The 16137-nt window shown below is 67.0% G+C and carries 16 protein-coding genes; 6 read left to right on the plus strand and 10 right to left on the minus strand.

The window, feature by feature from the left end; translation table 11 throughout:
* Positions 1-39 precede the first annotated feature (39 nt).
* Positions 40-249 (minus strand): DUF4287 domain-containing protein, encoded by a 210-nt coding sequence (locus JOF47_RS05060; RefSeq protein ID WP_209996362.1) that lies wholly within the window; start codon positions 247-249, stop codon positions 40-42.
* A 292-nt stretch (positions 250-541) separates the two neighbouring features.
* On the opposite strand from JOF47_RS05060, the gene JOF47_RS05065 reads away from it, so the two are divergent.
* Both JOF47_RS05065 and JOF47_RS05070 read left to right on the plus strand, forming a co-directional pair.
* Entirely contained in the window at positions 542-907 is a 366-nt protein-coding gene (locus JOF47_RS05065; RefSeq protein WP_209996364.1) for an SPW repeat domain-containing protein, read from the plus strand.
* Positions 908-1001: 94 nt separating this feature from the next.
* The gene (locus JOF47_RS05070) at positions 1002-1514 is read left to right on the plus strand and encodes a GNAT family N-acetyltransferase (protein WP_209996366.1); all 513 of its coding nucleotides are present in this window, start codon (positions 1002-1004) and stop codon (positions 1512-1514) included.
* Positions 1515-1655: 141 nt separating this feature from the next.
* Here JOF47_RS05070 and JOF47_RS05075 read toward each other — a convergent pair whose 3' ends face one another.
* Positions 1656-2108, minus strand: a complete 453-nt coding sequence (locus tag JOF47_RS05075; protein ID WP_209996368.1) for a MarR family winged helix-turn-helix transcriptional regulator — start codon at positions 2106-2108, stop codon at positions 1656-1658.
* On the minus strand, positions 2101-3204 hold the full coding sequence (locus JOF47_RS05080; RefSeq protein WP_209996369.1) for an LLM class flavin-dependent oxidoreductase: 1104 nt from the start codon (positions 3202-3204) through the stop codon (positions 2101-2103). Before JOF47_RS05080 ends, JOF47_RS05075 begins: the two co-directional genes overlap by 8 nt.
* A 150-nt stretch (positions 3205-3354) precedes the next feature.
* Between JOF47_RS05080 and JOF47_RS05085 the strand changes: the two genes are divergently transcribed.
* A complete protein-coding gene (locus JOF47_RS05085) occupies positions 3355-4866 on the plus strand; it encodes an MFS transporter (protein WP_245356262.1) in 1512 nt (503 codons plus the stop codon).
* 84 nt (positions 4867-4950) lie between these two features.
* On the opposite strand, the gene JOF47_RS05090 is transcribed toward JOF47_RS05085, so the two are convergent.
* The 3 genes from JOF47_RS05090 to JOF47_RS05100 form a co-directional block, all read right to left on the minus strand.
* The gene (locus tag JOF47_RS05090) at positions 4951-5490 is read right to left on the minus strand and encodes an HNH endonuclease signature motif containing protein (RefSeq protein ID WP_209996370.1); all 540 of its coding nucleotides are present in this window, start codon (positions 5488-5490) and stop codon (positions 4951-4953) included.
* Positions 5490-6638: a hypothetical protein gene (locus JOF47_RS05095; RefSeq protein ID WP_209996371.1), complete on the minus strand. Its 1149-nt coding sequence runs from the start codon at positions 6636-6638 to the stop codon at positions 5490-5492. The genes JOF47_RS05090 and JOF47_RS05095 overlap by 1 nt, the downstream gene beginning before the upstream one ends.
* Before the next feature lie 71 nt (positions 6639-6709).
* Complete coding sequence (locus JOF47_RS05100; protein ID WP_209996372.1) at positions 6710-7162, minus strand: pyridoxamine 5'-phosphate oxidase family protein; 453 nt, start codon at positions 7160-7162, stop codon at positions 6710-6712.
* Between the two features lie 212 nt (positions 7163-7374).
* On the opposite strand from JOF47_RS05100, the gene JOF47_RS05105 reads away from it, so the two are divergent.
* Together JOF47_RS05105 and JOF47_RS05110 are read left to right on the plus strand one after the other, a co-directional pair.
* Entirely contained in the window at positions 7375-8295 is a 921-nt protein-coding gene (locus JOF47_RS05105; RefSeq protein WP_209996373.1) for an ATP-binding cassette domain-containing protein, read from the plus strand.
* Positions 8292-9086 carry an ABC transporter permease gene (locus JOF47_RS05110; protein ID WP_209996374.1) on the plus strand — a complete coding sequence of 265 codons (795 nt, stop codon included), beginning with the start codon at positions 8292-8294 and terminating at the stop codon, positions 9084-9086. Before JOF47_RS05105 ends, JOF47_RS05110 begins: the two co-directional genes overlap by 4 nt.
* A 99-nt stretch (positions 9087-9185) precedes the next feature.
* On the opposite strand, the gene JOF47_RS05115 is transcribed toward JOF47_RS05110, so the two are convergent.
* Positions 9186-12569 (minus strand): efflux RND transporter permease subunit, encoded by a 3384-nt coding sequence (locus JOF47_RS05115; protein WP_209996375.1) that lies wholly within the window; start codon positions 12567-12569, stop codon positions 9186-9188.
* A 445-nt stretch (positions 12570-13014) separates the two neighbouring features.
* Here JOF47_RS05115 and JOF47_RS05120 point away from each other — a divergent pair, with 445 nt between their 5' ends.
* On the plus strand, positions 13015-13224 hold the full coding sequence (locus JOF47_RS05120; protein ID WP_209996377.1) for a hypothetical protein: 210 nt from the start codon (positions 13015-13017) through the stop codon (positions 13222-13224).
* A 41-nt stretch (positions 13225-13265) separates the two neighbouring features.
* Here the strand turns inward: JOF47_RS05120 and JOF47_RS05125 are convergent, their stop codons facing one another.
* From JOF47_RS05125 to JOF47_RS05135, 3 genes are all read right to left on the minus strand, one after another.
* Complete coding sequence (locus JOF47_RS05125) at positions 13266-13820, minus strand: PRC-barrel domain-containing protein (protein ID WP_209996379.1); 555 nt, start codon at positions 13818-13820, stop codon at positions 13266-13268.
* A gap of 219 nt (positions 13821-14039) precedes the next feature.
* On the minus strand, positions 14040-14384 hold the full coding sequence (locus tag JOF47_RS05130; RefSeq protein WP_209996381.1) for a PRC-barrel domain-containing protein: 345 nt from the start codon (positions 14382-14384) through the stop codon (positions 14040-14042).
* Positions 14385-14573: 189 nt separating this feature from the next.
* Positions 14574-16133 carry a multicopper oxidase domain-containing protein gene (locus JOF47_RS05135; protein WP_245356263.1) on the minus strand — a complete coding sequence of 520 codons (1560 nt, stop codon included), beginning with the start codon at positions 16131-16133 and terminating at the stop codon, positions 14574-14576.
* Between the last annotated feature and the right edge of the window lie 4 nt (positions 16134-16137).

Here is a 16137-nt window from a genome sequence, read left to right on the forward strand (position 1 = left end):
AATCGTTGGTGAAAATCCTGCAGACCGAGCCGTTCGAGCTTAGTGCTGGTGTTCGGCCCGGTAGACGTGGACCAGCGCGTTGGCATGCCCGTGGCCGATGCCGTGTTCGGATTTCAACCAGTTGACCTGCTCCAGGTGTTTCTTTCCGGCAACCGCATTCAAAAGGTTCATCCAATGTTCGATCGGCTGGCCGTATTTCGACTCGATCGACGGGAAATAGGACTTGGGTCCCTTGGGTGCATCACTCATACGGTCCATCCCAGCATGCCTATGTCCCTCCCGCAAGGGTCGGGAAACAGTCGGGAAGGCAGGTAAACGCCAAAACCACCCGGGCGCGCTGCTGTTGGGCCCGTGACTTTGTACCCTACTCCGCACAAGGGATGCGGGAGCAGGATGAGAGTAGCCGACGGAAGAATGCAGGACTAAGGGCAAACCAAGGTCCTCATTGGGTTTCCGACGGAGCCCGATCGGGCGACCCCTCATCGCGTATCGACAAACTCGTGAATCGGGGGACGGGATGAAAGGCAAGGAGATCTAGACCATGAAGCGGTTTACTGGATGGCAGAACTGGTTGGTGGTGGCATCCGGCGTATACACGCTGCTCGCCATGACGTGGACCACCGCGATGGGTTCGTCCAATGCGTACATGACTGCCGGTGGTATTGCGTTGATTGTGATCGGTGCGATCAACCTGGCATTGCCGGGCACGCCCGCAGCGGAATGGGTACAGCTCGTCGTGGCACTGTTGGTCGTTGCGTCACCGTGGATGGGTAGCTTCGCGTCCGGCATGCCGGGCGTGGCATGGAACACCTGGATCCCGGGCGTGGTGGCACTTGTCGCCACGGGCATGGCGGTCAAGCCGGCGATGCGTGAGTACCACGAGCATCACCATGCTACTTCGCACTAAGTGAACACAACCAATTTGCAGGGCCCGGCCGTAGAGGCCGGGTCCTGCTCCATGTCAGGTGCCGAGGCGGGACCCTGCACGATAGCCTTGGAGCATGTTGCTGCGTACCGAAACCACCGACGACCGCTCCGCCATTCGCGAATTGACAGTTCTGGCGTTTGCCGACCCCGAGGGCCACACGGAACCCGGCGAGGCAGCGTTGCTGGATGACCTCTTTGGGTGCGAGGAATACCTTGAGGGTTTTTCGGTGGTCGCCGAGGTCGACGGAAGCATCGTCGGCCATGTGATTGCCACCCGTGGTTGGGTTGACGGTGACATCCCGCTGCTGGGTCTTGGCCCGGTCTCGGTGGCCCCCGAACACCAGGGCCGTGGCATCGGAGGGGCGCTGCTCAACGAGATCCGCGACCGGGCGACGGCCGCGGGGGAGCGCGCCATCGTCTTGCTGGGCCACACCGGCTACTACCCGCGCTTCGGATACGTCCCGGCCATCCCCGCCGGCCTCTTGCCCTCGGACATGTCGTGGGGAGACCGCTTCATGGCGCTGGCGCTGGACGGCCACACGCTGCCGACCGGCAAATTCAGGTACGCCGCTCCGTTTGGCGTCTGAGGCATTGCAGCCGGCCAAGCTTCCCGGTCCCCCTGGCATGCAAGGGAGCCGCCGAATCACGAACACGAACAGCGGATGCCGGGGAAGATGACGCTTCGCCCGGCATCCGCGGTTCCTTGTCGTCGGGAAACCCGTGCCCGTCTAGTCCGATTCGACGTGGTCGCGCAGCTTGGTGGTCAGCCGCTCCAGGGCGGCGAACTCCTCGGCCGTGAGCGCATCGCCGATCAGCGCGTGGATGCCCTTGACGTGTTCGCGGCCGATCTCCCGCTGCAGCTTGGCGCCGGCATCGGTCAGCGTGAACAGCACCGCCCGCTGGTCGGTGGGATCCGGCTGCCGGGCGACCAGGCCCTTGGCCTCCAACCGGTCGGCCATGCGGCTGAGGCTCGGCTGGGAAATGAGCAGGTGCTGGTTCAGGTCCGAGAGGCGGCTGGACCCCGAGGGGCAGCGGGACAGGTTGAAGAGCACGTCGTACTCCCTGGTGCTCAGCTGCTTGAACTCCGGAAGCTTCTGCAGCTTGCGCATCACCGAAACCTGCGCCCGGAAGAGCGATTCCCAGGCCGCGTTCGAATCGCGCAGCGAGGCCGGGTTAGACATTGGCGCTCCCGTCGGCCAGCTTGGCGTCCCGTGCGGCAACGCGGTTGGAGTGGGTGGGTGCCTCCGGGTGGTCGGCGGGCTTGCGCGCGTCGAGTTCCTTGCGCAGCTCCGGCAGCACGTATTCGCCGAACAGGTCCAGCTGCTCCAGCACGGTCTTGACCGGCAGGCCCGCGTGGTCGACCAAGAAGAGCTGGCGGTGGTAGTTGCCGAACGCCTCCTGGAAGGTCAGGGTCTTTTCGATCATTTCCTGCGGCGAGCCGACGGTCAGCGGGGTCTGCTCCATGAAGTCCTCCATGGAGGGGCCGTGGCCGTAGACCGGCGCGTTGTTGAAGTACGGGCGGAACTCGTTCTTGGCGTCCTGGGAGTTCTTGCGGATGAAGAACTGGCCGCCGAGGCCGACGATCGCTTGGTCCGCGCGGCCGTGGCCGTAGTGCTCGTAGCGTTCGCGGTAGAGGCTGATCAGCTGCTGGTAGTGCTCCTTGGGCCAGAAGATGTTGTTGGCGAAGAAGCCGTCGCCGTAGTACGCGGCGATTTCGGCGACCTGCGGGGTGCGGATCGAGCCGTGCCAGACGAACGGGGCCACGCCGTCCAGCGGGCGCGGGGTGGAGGTGAAGTTCTGCAGCGGGGTGCGGTACTTGCCCTCCCAGTTCACAACGTCCTCATCCCAGAGGCGGCGCAGCAGGTTGTAGTTTTCCACCGTGAGGTTCACCGAGTCCTGCATGTTCTTGCCGAACCACGGGTAGACGGGGGCGGTGTTGCCGCGGCCCAGCACCAGGTCGACGCGGCCGCCAGCGAGGTTCTGCAGCATCGCGAAGTCCTCGGCGATCTTCACCGGGTCGTTGGTGGTGATCAGCGTGGTGGCGGTGGAGAGGATCAGCTTTTCCGTCTGCGCCGCGATGTAGGCCAGGGTCGTGGTGGGAGAGGACGAGAAGAACGGGCGGTTGTGGTGCTCGCCGATGGCGAAGACGTCCATGCCGACCTCTTCGGTCTTCTTGGCGATGGCAACGATGTCGTCGATGCGCTGCTTCTCGGTCGGTGTGTTGCCGCTGACCGGGTTTCGGGTGATGTCGCTGACGCTGAAAATGCCGAACTGCATTTTTTGCCTCCTAGGCGGTGATGTGGCTGTGTCCCATTGTGCCAGATTTGTATGCGTTTGCATGTAATAGCGATGGGGGCGGTGAAATAATTCCCGTTGACCCATGTGGGGAGCGTCACGCCGGCATCGGGTTCGCGATAGAGTCCCGCTATGGACCATTCGCCTATGCCGCCCGCCCGCCCCGCGGACATCTCCGCCCATGCCCCGGTGCGCTGGGGCGCCGTCGCCTCCATCGTGGGGTTCCTGGCCCTGGTGGAGATTACCAGCGGCATCCTGCAGGGCTACTACACGCCGCTGATGACCGACATCGCAAGACACCTTGGCATCCACGACGCCGACGTGAACTGGTTCGAGGCCGCCCAGCTGATGGTCTCCGCGCTGGCCGTCCCGCTGCTGGCATCGCTCGGTGACATCTTCGGGCACAAGCGCATGCTGCTGGTCTCCGCGATCGTCACTGCCGCCGCATCCTGGGCCGTGGTCTTCGCCGGAAGTTTCACGACCTTCCTGATCGCGTGGGCGTTCCAGGGTTTCTACGCGGTGTGGCTGCCGCTGGAAATCGCTATCGTCTTCTCCCGCGCGCGCAAACTCGGTGCGCCGGGTCCCATCACGCGCCGCACGGCAGGTTTGCTGGTGGGCGCGTTGCAATTCGGGGTCATCGCCGGCGCGCTGGCCGGCGGCGCGCTGATCGGCCTCTTCGGCGGGAACCTTGCGTTGACCATGGTGGTTCCGGCGGTGGCCACGACGCTGTGCGTCTTTGCCGTGGGGTTCGGCGTGCCCGATGACGGGGCGCGCAACGGCGCGAAAATCGACGGCGGCGGGTTCGGCTATCTGGCCGTCGGCCTGCTGCTGCTGACCAGCGGGCTGAGTTTCCTGCGCATCAACGGTCCCGCCAGCCCGCTGGTCTGGGGCTGCCTGGCGCTTGGGTTGGCCGTGCTCTACGTGTTTTACCGGCATGAAAACAAGCAGGCTGACCCGCTGATCGACTTCAAGGTGCTTTTTGCCCGCTCCATGTGGCCGCTGCAGCTCACCGCGGGGCTGTTCGGCGTCTCGGTGCTAGGCGCGCAGATCCCGATGAGCACCTTTGCCCGCACCGACCCCGCAGTCAACGGCTACGGGCTGGGCATGAGCGCCTCGGGGGTCTCGATCATCATCGGTGCGTACGTGCTCTCGCTGCTCATCGGGGCGCTGCTCTTTCCGCCGGCCGCGCGGCTGCTAGGCACCCGGGCGACCTTGGTCGCCGCGAGCACGCTGATCGGCATCGGATACCTGATGTTCCTGCCGCTGCACGGCTCGTTGGCCCAGGTGCTCACCAACATGGTGGTTGCCGGGCTCGGTTCCGGCGCGCTGGTGGCGGCCCTTCCGGCGGCCGCCGCCGCCGCCGCGCCGTTCCACCGGACGGGCATGGCCACAGGGCTGACCAATGCCGTGAAGACGATTGGCGGGTCTTTCGCCTCGGCGATCTTCGGCTTGGCGCTGATCGGGCAGGCTGCAGGGGTGGTGGGCGAGGGCGGTGCCGAGAGCTTTGCGGCCCCGCTGGCCGGGTACATGATCGTGTGGGGGATCTGCGGCGGAACGGCGATCGTGTGCGCGCTGGCGTTGTTGGCAGTGCCGCGCGGTGCGCTTGAGGATACGCCCCTGCATGTGGATGGAACCGGCTCCTAGTATTCCGACAGGGATTCACGTTGGGCACGCGGGGCACGTGGAGCACGTGGGGCAGGCCTGACCGTTGGCCGGATGGTCCGGCAGTCAGAACAGAGTGGGGCGCGGGCCCTGCCAGTAGGTGTTTCTACGAGGGATCTGTTCCGGGTCGAGGTAACTAGGCAGGATCAGGTGCGGCAGCCCGTCGTGGACGACAACGGAGAGTTCTCCGTTGTCGATCATGTGGTGGTGCGCGGTCCACTCGGGAATCTGCCAGTCCACGCTGGTTCCGCCGCCGTCTTTCCAGGGTTTGATGTGGTGGAACTCGCAGTGTTCGGGCGGCACGGTGCAACCGGGGTAGAGGCAGCCGCCGTCGCGCGCAAGGACCGCCCGCTTCATGTAGTCGGGGGCAAGGCGTATTTCACGGCCCACGTCGAGTATCTCGCTTTGCCCGCCGAGCACGATGGGGATCACACCCTCGGTGCACAGCCGCCTGCGGAGATCTCCGACCGGAATTTCCAAGCCGTGGACGCTCCATCCCGCGCCCTTGGCCAGGCCCAGCAGCGTTTCCAGATAGACGTAAACGACGATCTGCGCTGTCGGGAGACCGGTGGGCGCCTTTGTCGGCGGTGAATTCGGCGCCCGCATCAAGTTGAGCAAGGTTTGCAGGTGGCGTTGCGGCGGGGTGAGGCCGTCGGCATTCGAAAAGTCGCCGGGGCTGAGTGAATTCGTGCCGGAGAACGGGGGAGCTTCGAAGGTCTCCGCGGTGGCCGGCCGGGTGAACCAGTTGGCCCGTCGCTTGGGGGAGTGTGCGCCGGCGTCGTGTCGGGATTCGCGGTGACGGGGGAATCTTGGGACGCCGGTGATCCCGGGCGGGTCGCGGCATCGGCCAATGCCTGCCGGTTGCCGGCGTTGGTCCGCGGATTGTCCGACCTGGCGAAGTGCGACAGGAAAACCTCGGCATCGAGATTGAGCATGCACGCGCTCAGGTAGGTGAAGTGGCGGGTGCGCTTGGTAATGAAGATACCGGTCTTCGCGCGGACTTCCCCGGGGGTCGGCGTCTCGGGGGTGTCTTCGAGCTCGTCGCCGATCTGGTCGAACAACCGGTGGGTGTTCCGCGGGATGTCCTCGGCGACGGTCCTTGCGATGCTTTCTTCGATGTCCCGGGCGAGCGTGGCGCTCTCCGGCCGGGCCTGGATGCTTGGGCGGAGCCTGTCCAGCCTGCGGGCTGCTGCGGCGGTGGGCCGCACGCGGGCCTTGCCGTGGCGGATTTGGTCGGCGAGTTCCGGATACCGGGGGCCCTGTTGGATGCCGTGCTCGTCCATGTGGGGCAGCAATGCGTCGGCCGCCTGCAACCTGTCGCGGGCCTCGAAATGGCCGATGTCCAGGGTGCCCTTCAAACATTCGACGGGGTCCTTGAACTCGGGCCGGCCCGGGGGCACTGTGGCCGGGTCCGGGGGTAGCGCTGTCTCGCCGTTGATGTAGCCGGCCGGATCATCGGCAATGCCGCGCAGCAGGGTGAAGGTTTCGGCGGGAAGCTCGTGGACCAGGTTCTGCCGGGCGACCTGCGCGACCCGGATTTGGGCGAATTCGAGGAATCCGTGTGCCCGTTCGACGACCATGGCCAGAAGGACTGCCCGGGTGGGCGAATCGGCGTGCGCCACCACGTGTTCGAAAAGGTCGCGCGTGAGCCGGGTTGATTCCAGCAGTGCGCCCAACTCATCCTCCGAGGTGGGTTGGTACCCCGGATCGTCACGACGCCCCGTAAGGGTGATGATGAATCTGCCGGCCTCCATGCACCCCAGCGTGGGGGACGGACTGCCCCGCCGCGTGTGGCCGCTGCGGGAATGTGGACAACCGGGCGGGATCAGCCGTGTTTCATGTGCTTCCACCAGGTCATGGGTTCGGCCACGTGGAAGCGGCGGCCGGTGACGCTGGTGGGGACGATGCGCACGAACTGGTCCTTCGGGCCGGGTTCCCACGGGAAGAGCATGAGCGAGAAGGAATCGATGAGCTCCTCGATGCCCTGGAACAGCTCCGCGGTTCCCTCGATCATGACCGACCAGGCGATGCCGGATTCCTGGTCGACGCCGTCGGCCTCGAACGCGACGTTTGGCTGCCGGCGCAGGATGTCGAGCTTGTTTCCGGGGCCGGTGCGGAACACGACCGTGCCGTGGTCGACCGTGAAATTGATCGGGAAGATCCTGGGCTGGTCGCCGTGGCTGACGGCCACGTGCCCGAGCGAGACGCCCCGCAGCTGTTCCCAGCACTGGTGGGCTTCGAGGACCTCGGTTTCCGGGTGGCGCTGTTGTTTTTCCATGCCACGAGCGTACGTCGGGGCGTGGGCCGTGGCCAGAGTCAGGGGTGGCCCCCGCGGCCCGCCCGGGGATTAATCAGGGCAGTCTCCGGGCGGACCCCGAAGTACTTGGAGGGCGGATGGACCTAGCGTGGAAAGGGACGGAAACACACGGGAAAGGCGCCGATCCGGGAGGGTTCCGGATGGTGCGGGAACATGCAGAAGGAGGAGGAAACATGATCACGTTGGAGAACCTGGGCAAAAGCTACGGGCCGACGCGCGCCGTCGACGGGCTGAACGTCACGGTGGCGCCGGGGAAGGTGACGGGGTTCCTGGGTCCGAACGGAGCTGGGAAGACCACCACCATGCGGATGTTGCTGGGCCTGGATGCGCCCAGCATCGGGCGGGCAACCATCAACGGGCTGGGTTACGCGCAACTTCCGGCACCGCTGCGCACCGTGGGCGCCCTCTTGGAGCCGCGCACCGGGCACCGCGGACAGCGCGCGGATTCGCACCTTGTCGGCCTCGCGCGCAGCAACAGGATCCCGGTGTCCCGGGTGGGGCAGGTGCTGGAGGAGGTCGGACTGGCCTCCGCCGGGCACCGGCGCATCGGCACGTATTCGCTGGGCATGCGCCAGCGGCTGGGCATCGCAGCGGCGCTGCTGGGGGAACCCGAGGTGCTGGTGTTCGACGAGCCGGTCAACGGGCTGGACGCCGACGGCGTCGCCTGGATCCGCGGGCTCATGCGCACCAAGGCTGCGGCCGGGGCGACGGTCTTCGTCTCCAGCCACCTGATGAGCGAGATGCAGTCCACCGCCGACCACCTGGTGGTCATCGGGCGCGGGAAGCTGCTGGCCGACGAATCGATGGAGGCCGTGCTGGCCGCGAGCGCGCGAAACCTGGTGCTGGTCGGTTCCCCCCAGGCCGCCGAACTCGCCGCGGGGCTGGAACGCGCGGGGTACGCGGTGATGCTGGCCGGACCCGAATCGCTGCGCGTCACCGGGGCGAGCCCGGAAGAGATCGGCGGCATTGCACACGCGATGGGCGTGCGCGTGAACGAACTGGGCCTGCAGCGGGCATCGCTCGAGCAGGCCTACACGGAGCTTACGGCGCAGAGCCTTGACTACATGCCAACACGGATCGGGGAGGAATCATGAGCGGGACGACGATGGTGCGTGGGGCCGTCGCCGGGCCAAAACCCGGGTTCGGGGCGGCCGTTTCATTCGAGGCCACCAAGCTGTGGGCCGTGCGCTCCACGCGGGTGGCATTGGCTGCGGCGTTCATCGTGCACCTGGCCCTGACCTGGCTGCTGGCCTTCTCTGCGAAGGCCAGCGGGGACAACGGCTACGAGTCTGAAATGCCGGCGCCGTTCATGTCGCTGGCATCCCTGCAGCTGACGCAGTTGTTCATCGCGGCGATCGCGGCGCTGGCCATCACCTCCGAATACGCCAACGGGACGATCATTTCCTCCCTGCAGGCGGTCCCGGTGCGCCGCCGACTGCTGGGGGCCAAGGCCGCGGTGCTCGGCATGTTCGGGTTTGGCTCCGGCCTGGCGATGGTGGGTGTCGGGACGCTGGTCGCGGCACCCGCCGCGGCCGACTACGGGAGGTTCACGGCCGCGGACTTGTTCACGGCGTTGGCCGGCGGTGCGGTGTACCTGGGTCTGCTCTCGCTGGTGACGCTGGGCATCGGGGCGCTGCTGCGCAGCACCGCCGGGGCCATCACCAGTGCGTTCGTCCTGATTTTCGGGCTGCCGCAGATCCTTCCGCTGTTCAATGTGGAATGGGTCCGGAATGCGGCTGCGTATCTGCCGACGACCGCCGGGCAGGTCCTCGGCACAGGGCTGGTTGAACCCTACGGTGCCGGAACGGCACTGGTGGTGCTGGTCGCCTGGGCGGGTGTCCTGCTGGGCGCCGGGCTGTGGGTGTTCAAGCGCCGGGACGCCTGAGCCTTCACGACGCGGGGACCCGGAGGCAGAGTTCCTGAAGCCGGCAATGGCCAGCGGATCCGGATGGATCCGCCGGCCATTGCCGTGGTGCCCGGCGGGCTACTGGGCCGGCTTCTGCTTCGACTTCGGGCCTGGCTTCGCGGCCGGCTTCTGGTCGTGCATGCCCTCTTCGACTTCCTTGCGTTCCCGGCGGGTCAGCGGGATCGAGCCCGTCGCGGGGTTGATCAGCGTGCCCGGCGGGTAGGTCCAGGTGGCGCTGACCGGCGGCGGAACCATGCCCATGCTGTTGGTCTCGGCCGCGGTGGCGGACGAGCCGTAGACGGGGACCTTGCCGGCGTCGTCCATGGCCTTGATCAGCTCGCTGGTCGAGGTGGCGGGGCCGCCGGGCTTGCGGCGCTTGTCGGAGCGGCGCTTGGCGCCGCGTTCCTTGGCGCCCTCCACCAGGTGGTAGAGCACGGGGACCAGGACCAGGGTCAGCGCGGTCGAGGAGACCAGGCCGCCGATGACCACCACGGCCAGCGGCTGGGAGATGAATCCTCCGCCGCCGGTCAGGCCCATGGCCATCGGGACCAGCGCGAAGATCGTGGCCATCGCGGTCATCAAGATCGGGCGCAGGCGCTGGCGGGCGCCGTGGTAGATGGCGTCCGGCAGGTTCATCGCCGGCCGGTCGACGCCGGCGTGCCGGTACTGGTTGATCAGGTCGATCAGCACGATCGCGTTGGTGACGACGATGCCCACCAGCATCAGCATGCCGATCAGCGAGGGCAGCCCCAGCGGCACGCCGGTGAGCAGCAGCAGGCCGATCGCGCCGGTGGCGGCGAACGGGATGGAGACCAGCAGGATCAGCGGCTGCACCAGCGACTTGAACGTGGCCACCATGACCACGTAGACGATCGCGATGGCCGCCAGCAGCGCCAGGTAGAGCTGGGAGAAGGACTCGGCCTGCTCGGTGGCGGCGCCGCCGAGCTCCGCGGTGGCCCCGGCCGGCAGGGCCAGGTTGTCAAGCCGCTTGGCGACCTCCGCGGAGACCGCACCGAGGTCGTTTTCGCCCGGGGTGATGGACACGGTGGCGATGCGGTCGCCGTTGGAGGAGGTGATGGTGGCGGGGGACTCGGTGCGTTCCACCGTCGCCACGTCGCCCAGCTTGACCGGGCCGCCGGGGGTCGGCAGCGCCAGGTCCCGCAGCTGGTTCAGGGACGTCAGGTCGGTGCCCTCGCCGATGCTCACCGGGTAGTCGGTGTAGCCCACGCGCACGGTGCCGGCGGGGACCGGGGAGATGTTGCCGGCGGCCAGCGCGCCGATCTGCGTCTCGCTCAGGCCGGCCTTGGCCGCCTTGACCCGGTCCACCTTGATGGAAACCTGCGGGCGCGCCTCGGAGAGGTTGTCGCTGACATCCGTGGCGCCGGGGATCCCGGCCATCGCCTTGGCGGTGGCGGCCGTGGCCTCGGCGAGGATCTGCGGGGTGGGGGCGCCAACCTGCACGGTGACGGCGCTCGAGCCGCCCATGCCGCCCTCGGACCCGGACAGGGAGATCGTCGAGCCCTTGGCCAGCGGTTCGACCGCCACCCGGGCGGCATCCATGATGGTTTGCTGGTCGGCCTTGGCATCGGTCATCACGGTGAAGCTCGCGGTGTCCGACCCGCCGGCCATGAAGGAGGCGAAGCCGCCCGACGGCGTCCCGACGGTCATCTGCACGTCCTGCACGCCGGGGACGGCGCGCAGGACCTTTTCCACGGGTTTGGCGGCCTTGAGCGTGGTGTCCAGCGAGGACCCGGCCGGCATGGCCTGGGTGACGGAGAAGGAGTTCTGCCCGGTGCCGCCGAGCAGGTTGGTGGGCACCAGCGGAACCATGAGCACGGTGCCGGCCAGGATCGCGACGGAGGCCAGCAGCGTGATGACCGGGTGCCGCTGGGTGCCGCGCAGCACCGGCGCGTAGCCGCGCTGCAGCCAGGAGTTGCGCTCCTTGGCCTCCGCCTTGGTCCGGGCGGCGGCCGGGTCGGCGGCGCCGGGCTGGGTGTGCCCTAGGAACCAGTAGGCAAGCACCGGCACGATGGTCAGCGAGACCAGCAGCGAGGCCAGCAGCGCGATCGTCACGGTGAGCGCAAACGGGCGGAAGAGTTCCCCGGCCATGCCGCCGACCAGCGCCACCGGCAGGAACACTGCCACGGTGGTCAGCGTCGCGGCGGTGACGGCGGTGGCGACCTCGCGCACCGCGGTGGTGATCGCGGTCTTCTTGTCCTCGCCGTAGGCCAGGTGCCGCTTGATGTTTTCGATGACGACGATGGAGTCGTCGACCACGCGGCCGATCGAGATGGTCAGCGCGCCCAGGGTCAGCATGTTCAGCGAGTAGCCGCCCATGCGCAGCCCGATGAAGGTGACCAGCAGGGAGAGCGGGATGGAGATCGCGGTGACAAGCGTGGAGCGCACCGAGAGCAGGAAGATGAGGATGACGATCACGGCGAAGCCCAGGCCCAGCAGGCCCTCGACGGTGAGGTCGTGGATCGACTGTTCGATGAAGGGTGCCTGGTCGAACACCGTGGTGAACTTCGCGCCGTCGCCCAGCTGCGCGGCCAGCTCCGGGACCATCGCGGTGACGGCGTGGGAGATGCCGACGGTGTCCCCGTCGGGCTTCTTGGTCACGGAGACCGCAAGGGTTTCCACGCCGTTGGTGCGGGTGATGGAGGTGGCGGGATCGTCCTGCATCTGGACGGTGGCAAGGTCGGAGAGCTTCAGCACGCCGGTGGAGCCCTTGACCGGCAGGGCCTTGACCGCGTTCAGCGAGTCGACGAGCGATCCGCTGGTGACGGGCAGGTCCAGGCCGTCGGCCTCCATGCGGCCCACCGGCATCAGCCCGGAGCCGTCCTCAATGGTCTTCTTGAGGTCGTTGACGCCGAGCTTCTCGGCGGCGAGCCTTGCGTTGTTGGGCAGCACGGCGATGTGCTGCGAGGTGCCGCCGGAGACGTCGGCCGTGCGCACCCCGTCGATCTTGGAGAGCTTGGGCAGTACCAGGCGTTCGACGTCCGAGCGCAGCGCGTTCAGGTCCTCGCCGCCGGAGACCGCCATGTAGACGATCGGGAAGTCGGAGATGGACCCGGCGAAGGCGGAAGGTTCCACGTCCGCGGGCAGCGTGGCCTTGGCGTTGGAGATGGCCTTGTCCACCTGGGCGCGGGCGCGGTCAAGGTCGGTTCCGTAGACGAACGACAGCGAGACGGTGGTGAATCCGGTCTGCGAGGTGGAGGAGGAGGACTCGAGCCCCTCGACGGCCTGCAAGGCGCCCTCCAGCGGCTGGGCGACCTGCTTGTCGATGACTTCCGGGGAGGCGCCGGGCTGGGCTGCGACCACCGAGATCCGCGGGAATTCCAGCGAGGGAATGAGTTCCTGCTTGAGTTGCCCCATCGTGATCACGCCGAAGACCGCGACAAACACGGTAATCAATGCGATCAGGGCCCGGTTGCCCAGTGAGAGTACGGCCAGCCGATGCATCTGCCATCCTTGAGATTTTGTGGTGTGTGATTTTGCGCTTCTACCACTCTAGCCACCCGGGCGCACCCAAGCATGAACCGAAAGGACGACCTTGGCCACAGCGTGGCGCGGTGCCGGGGTCGTTCCCGGACGGTGTCCGGCGGATCTTCGGCGGGACCCGCCCCGCGGGCTTCGCGTTTGGGCGGCTGCAGGGCCCGTCGGCGGGGCACGACGGAATGATCCCGGGAGTGTGGATCCGTGGGACTTTTGGGGGTTGGAACGCCGTCCCGGGCACAGTAGCTTGGCAGTAGCGCGGCGGTTGGCGGATCCGTTCCCGGGTTGCGAACCGATCGCGCAAAGGCCGGGGCACGGGGTCGGCGTCCGGCACGGGAATCGACTCGGCGAAAGAATCCTGGCACAACCGGGGTGAACCCGGAGCAAGCGTTGCATGGGCGGGAGAAGAGAAATGACCACGAACAGCCCGGAGTTTGAACCGAGACGCGGGGAAGCAATCAATGGACCGCGTGAAGACCTTGACCCGTTGCGGGAGGCGGAGCTGGTCGCGGACGATGGCGCGGCGCATCTGGGCCTCGGCGCGACGCTGCAACACAGCAACGCCGGCCCGACCTCCGACGCGGACGCAGACGAAGACGGGGAACGTTTGGATGCCGGATGACAGACACGGCGCAGCACGCGGGGCCGGGGCCCCCTTCGGGATCAGCGTTCCGGCGGTGCCGCGTGCCTGCCGGGCTGCCCCGTTGCCCTGGGAGACTTCGTGGCCTCCGTTTCGCTGGCCGTCACCACGTACTTGCGCAGGAGCGGACGCCCCTGGTCGTCGTCCACGGCGATGACCCGCTCGTCCATCTCGAAGCCCGAGGCGCGTGTCGCGTGTGCCGCATTGGCGGCGGCGGGATCCGCGGCGTGGGCGCCGTGGGATCTGCCGGCGGCGTCCCGCGGTGCCAGTCCGTAGTAATCGAAGAGCCTGTCCTCGTCCGCGAGACTCAGCTCGGCCAGGGGATCGATGTTCGGCGCGTGCCGCACCACGTCCTTGCCAAAGGCGACGTGGAGGATGCCCCGGGAGATTGCGGCATCGTTGAGCGGGACAATGCTTTCGGCTGTTCCAAAAAAGCCGGTGTGGACGGTGGCGAATCCGGGCTCCCCGGTTCTGGCGTCAAGCAGCAGGTGGCCAAGCCTGCCGATCCTTTCACCGACCGGGCCAACAACGGTGGTTTCGGTTTCAAGTAGTTTGTGGAGTTCCTCGCGCCCAAGCATGGCTGTGTCCTAACCGGATGTTTCTCCCGGCGCGGCCAGACGGGCCGTCCGGCGGAGTCCTTGAACCGGGCGAATCGGGCACGGCCGGAAATTTGCGGCCAACGTTGCCGGGCATCCATGGCAAGCAAAGCACCATGCACGTTCCCGTTCAAGAGGGAGGGAACCTCCGTCGTATTCCTTCGCGACGCGGGCCGCGGGTCGACGCGGCCGGCCCGCATCCTACGGGCCGGCGCTCCCGGCACCTGGAGCGCCCCGCGAGTAGTACTGGTCAAGCAGGTGCTTGTCTTCGTCGGTCAGCGTGCCGGCGGGGTCTAGGGGCGGGGCGTGCCTGATTTTCTCCTTGCCGAAAGCCACATGCAGGTGGCCGTGGGCGATCTCGGCGCCGTCGAGGGAGACAAAGCACTCCTCGGCGCCGAAGAGCCCAAGATGCACGGTGACGAAGTCTGCGTCCCCGGTGCCGACGTCCATGAAGATGTTGCCCAGCGTGCCGATCTTTTCCCCCTCGGGGCCGTAGACGCTGCTTTTGGCCTGTTTCAATGCGTTCACGTAGCCGTGGCCGAGCATTGCGGTGTCCTTGCCGAATGGTCCTCCCCGGCCCGTCGATGAAACCGCGCGAGGCGGTTCCGCGGACGTGGCAAATGGCCGTCGGCAACGACTGCGCCGCGACATGTTTCGGGCATCCAAACCAAGCAAACCACCCACCCGGTTCCCGTTCAAGGCGGGGCGGATGGTGCGCCGCCCCGCGCCGGCGGCTTAGTAGGCTTTGAGCTTCAGCTCCCGTGTGGCCAGGGTCTTGCCGGTGATCCAGTTGTTCCAGGCGATCTTCAGCGTGTAATCCCCGGCCTTTGGCGGGTGCAGCAGCACGTCGTAGCGTTCCGCCGCACCCATCGCCACAATGTGGGTGAATAGGTGTGCCTCCGGGTCCTCGTGCATGCTCGTCGGGATCGCCGGCGCCCCCTTGACCGCGGTGTGCCGGTAGGGGCGCCCGTCGTGGGCGATGAGTTCGGCGATGCGTGCGGGGTTGCCGTACTTGTCATGGAACGTGATTACGTTGGGCAGGTAGTTGCCGTCCAGCAACCGCATGAGGCTCGGGGCCTGCTCCTTGCCGGGTACCCTGATGGGCAGCTCGGTGGGCGCCCATACGGCACCCTCGCGTTCCCTGCGCGAGTTCAGCAGGCCGCCGGTGATGTAGAAGTGCTGGGGTTCAAAGCGGTTGAGCCCCACGTCCTCACCGGACAGGCCGGCCGCGTGCCCCAGGTCGTGCCAGCGCGCGTCGACCGAATACATCATGATGAGCGACTCGGTCTCGATGTCGTACTCGGGTCCATCGCCGAAGGCCCTGCGGTTTTTGGGGGATGAGACCTCGTAGCCGGGCAAAACCATGGGATCGACGATCAGCGGGCCCAGCAACCCCATTTGCGCATGCAGCACCGTGTTGACGTGGCAGTGGTAGAAGTAGGTTCCCGCAGCGCCGTAGTTCGGGTCGTGCACTCGCCCGGGTTCGGGCTGCCACTGATAGGTGTAGTGGTCATCGATCTCGAACGAGGTGTGCCCCACCCCGTCGTTGCGCGGATCCGGTTCCATGCCGTGCCAGTGGATGGTATGCGGACCCATGCTGGGTTCGACCCGGGAATGGAAGATTTCCCCTTCCTTGGGCCGCAGCGTGGGCCCGGGGAAGCCGCGGCCGGAGGTCGGGGAGTGGAAAACCCACGTCTCGAACTCCGCCCCGTCGGGGAACGTCAGCTTTTTGTTTGCAACGTCCAGGTTGACGGACAGCTGCGGAGTCTGCCGGAACTGTGTTTCCGGGGTGTCCTGCTGCATTTGGTGCGAGGCGAAGTCGGCCTGGGAGTCATAGTCCCGGGGCTCGCCGTCGTCATCGTCGTCGGATGATGGCGGGGCGACGGTCGGCCGTGGCGACGGGGAGGTCGGCGCCGTGGACTGGGTTGGACCTGTCGACGGCGCCGGATCGGTCGGGCTCGGTGCTGCCGTCGCGGTTGGCGACGGTGTCTTTGTTGGAGTAGGAGACGGCGACGGTGGCTTTGTCGCAGACGGCGACGTAGTCGGTTTGGGAGTCGGCTTCGGCGTTGGTTTTGGGCTCGGCTTCGGCTTCTTGGCCGGCGCCTTGATGGACTTCTTCTTGGCGACCTTCTTCTTTGTCGTCGGCCCCGGCTCCTTGGCGCCTTTCACTTTTGCCTTTGCCTTGGTGTCTTTCGGTTTTGGCCGGCGCTTTTTCTTGGGCTTTTTCTTCGCCGTGTCGCGGCTGCCGCCGATCGCCACAGCGGTACCGAGCGACCCCCAGAATGTCGTACTCATGGTC

It is taken from the genome of Paeniglutamicibacter kerguelensis, assembly GCF_017876535.1.
In the GTDB taxonomy this organism is placed as follows: domain Bacteria; phylum Actinomycetota; class Actinomycetes; order Actinomycetales; family Micrococcaceae; genus Paeniglutamicibacter; species Paeniglutamicibacter kerguelensis.

Bases quoted from the DNA above. Each gene is read 5' to 3' on its own strand.
- JOF47_RS05065 (WP_209996364.1), top strand. From the start codon at position 542: ATGAAGCGGTTTACTGGATGGCAGAACTGGTTGGTGGTGGCATCCGGC.
- JOF47_RS05135 (WP_245356263.1), bottom strand. From the start codon at position 16,133: ATGAGTACGACATTCTGGGGGTCGCTCGGTACCGCTGTGGCGATCGGC.
- JOF47_RS05100 (WP_209996372.1), bottom strand. From the start codon at position 7,162: ATGGAAAAACAACAGCGCCACCCGGAAACCGAGGTCCTCGAAGCCCAC.
- JOF47_RS05105 (WP_209996373.1), top strand. From the start codon at position 7,375: ATGATCACGTTGGAGAACCTGGGCAAAAGCTACGGGCCGACGCGCGCC.
- JOF47_RS05060 (WP_209996362.1), bottom strand. From the start codon at position 249: ATGAGTGATGCACCCAAGGGACCCAAGTCCTATTTCCCGTCGATCGAG.
- JOF47_RS05120 (WP_209996377.1), top strand. From the start codon at position 13,015: ATGACCACGAACAGCCCGGAGTTTGAACCGAGACGCGGGGAAGCAATC.
- JOF47_RS05110 (WP_209996374.1), top strand. From the start codon at position 8,292: ATGAGCGGGACGACGATGGTGCGTGGGGCCGTCGCCGGGCCAAAACCC.
- JOF47_RS05095 (WP_209996371.1), bottom strand. From the start codon at position 6,638: ATGGAGGCCGGCAGATTCATCATCACCCTTACGGGGCGTCGTGACGAT.
- JOF47_RS05075 (WP_209996368.1), bottom strand. From the start codon at position 2,108: ATGTCTAACCCGGCCTCGCTGCGCGATTCGAACGCGGCCTGGGAATCG.
- JOF47_RS05080 (WP_209996369.1), bottom strand. From the start codon at position 3,204: ATGCAGTTCGGCATTTTCAGCGTCAGCGACATCACCCGAAACCCGGTC.
- JOF47_RS05090 (WP_209996370.1), bottom strand. From the start codon at position 5,490: ATGCGGGCGCCGAATTCACCGCCGACAAAGGCGCCCACCGGTCTCCCG.
- JOF47_RS05070 (WP_209996366.1), top strand. From the start codon at position 1,002: ATGTTGCTGCGTACCGAAACCACCGACGACCGCTCCGCCATTCGCGAA.
- JOF47_RS05125 (WP_209996379.1), bottom strand. From the start codon at position 13,820: ATGCTTGGGCGCGAGGAACTCCACAAACTACTTGAAACCGAAACCACC.
- JOF47_RS05085 (WP_245356262.1), top strand. From the start codon at position 3,355: ATGGACCATTCGCCTATGCCGCCCGCCCGCCCCGCGGACATCTCCGCC.
- JOF47_RS05130 (WP_209996381.1), bottom strand. From the start codon at position 14,384: ATGCTCGGCCACGGCTACGTGAACGCATTGAAACAGGCCAAAAGCAGC.
- JOF47_RS05115 (WP_209996375.1), bottom strand. From the start codon at position 12,569: ATGCATCGGCTGGCCGTACTCTCACTGGGCAACCGGGCCCTGATCGCA.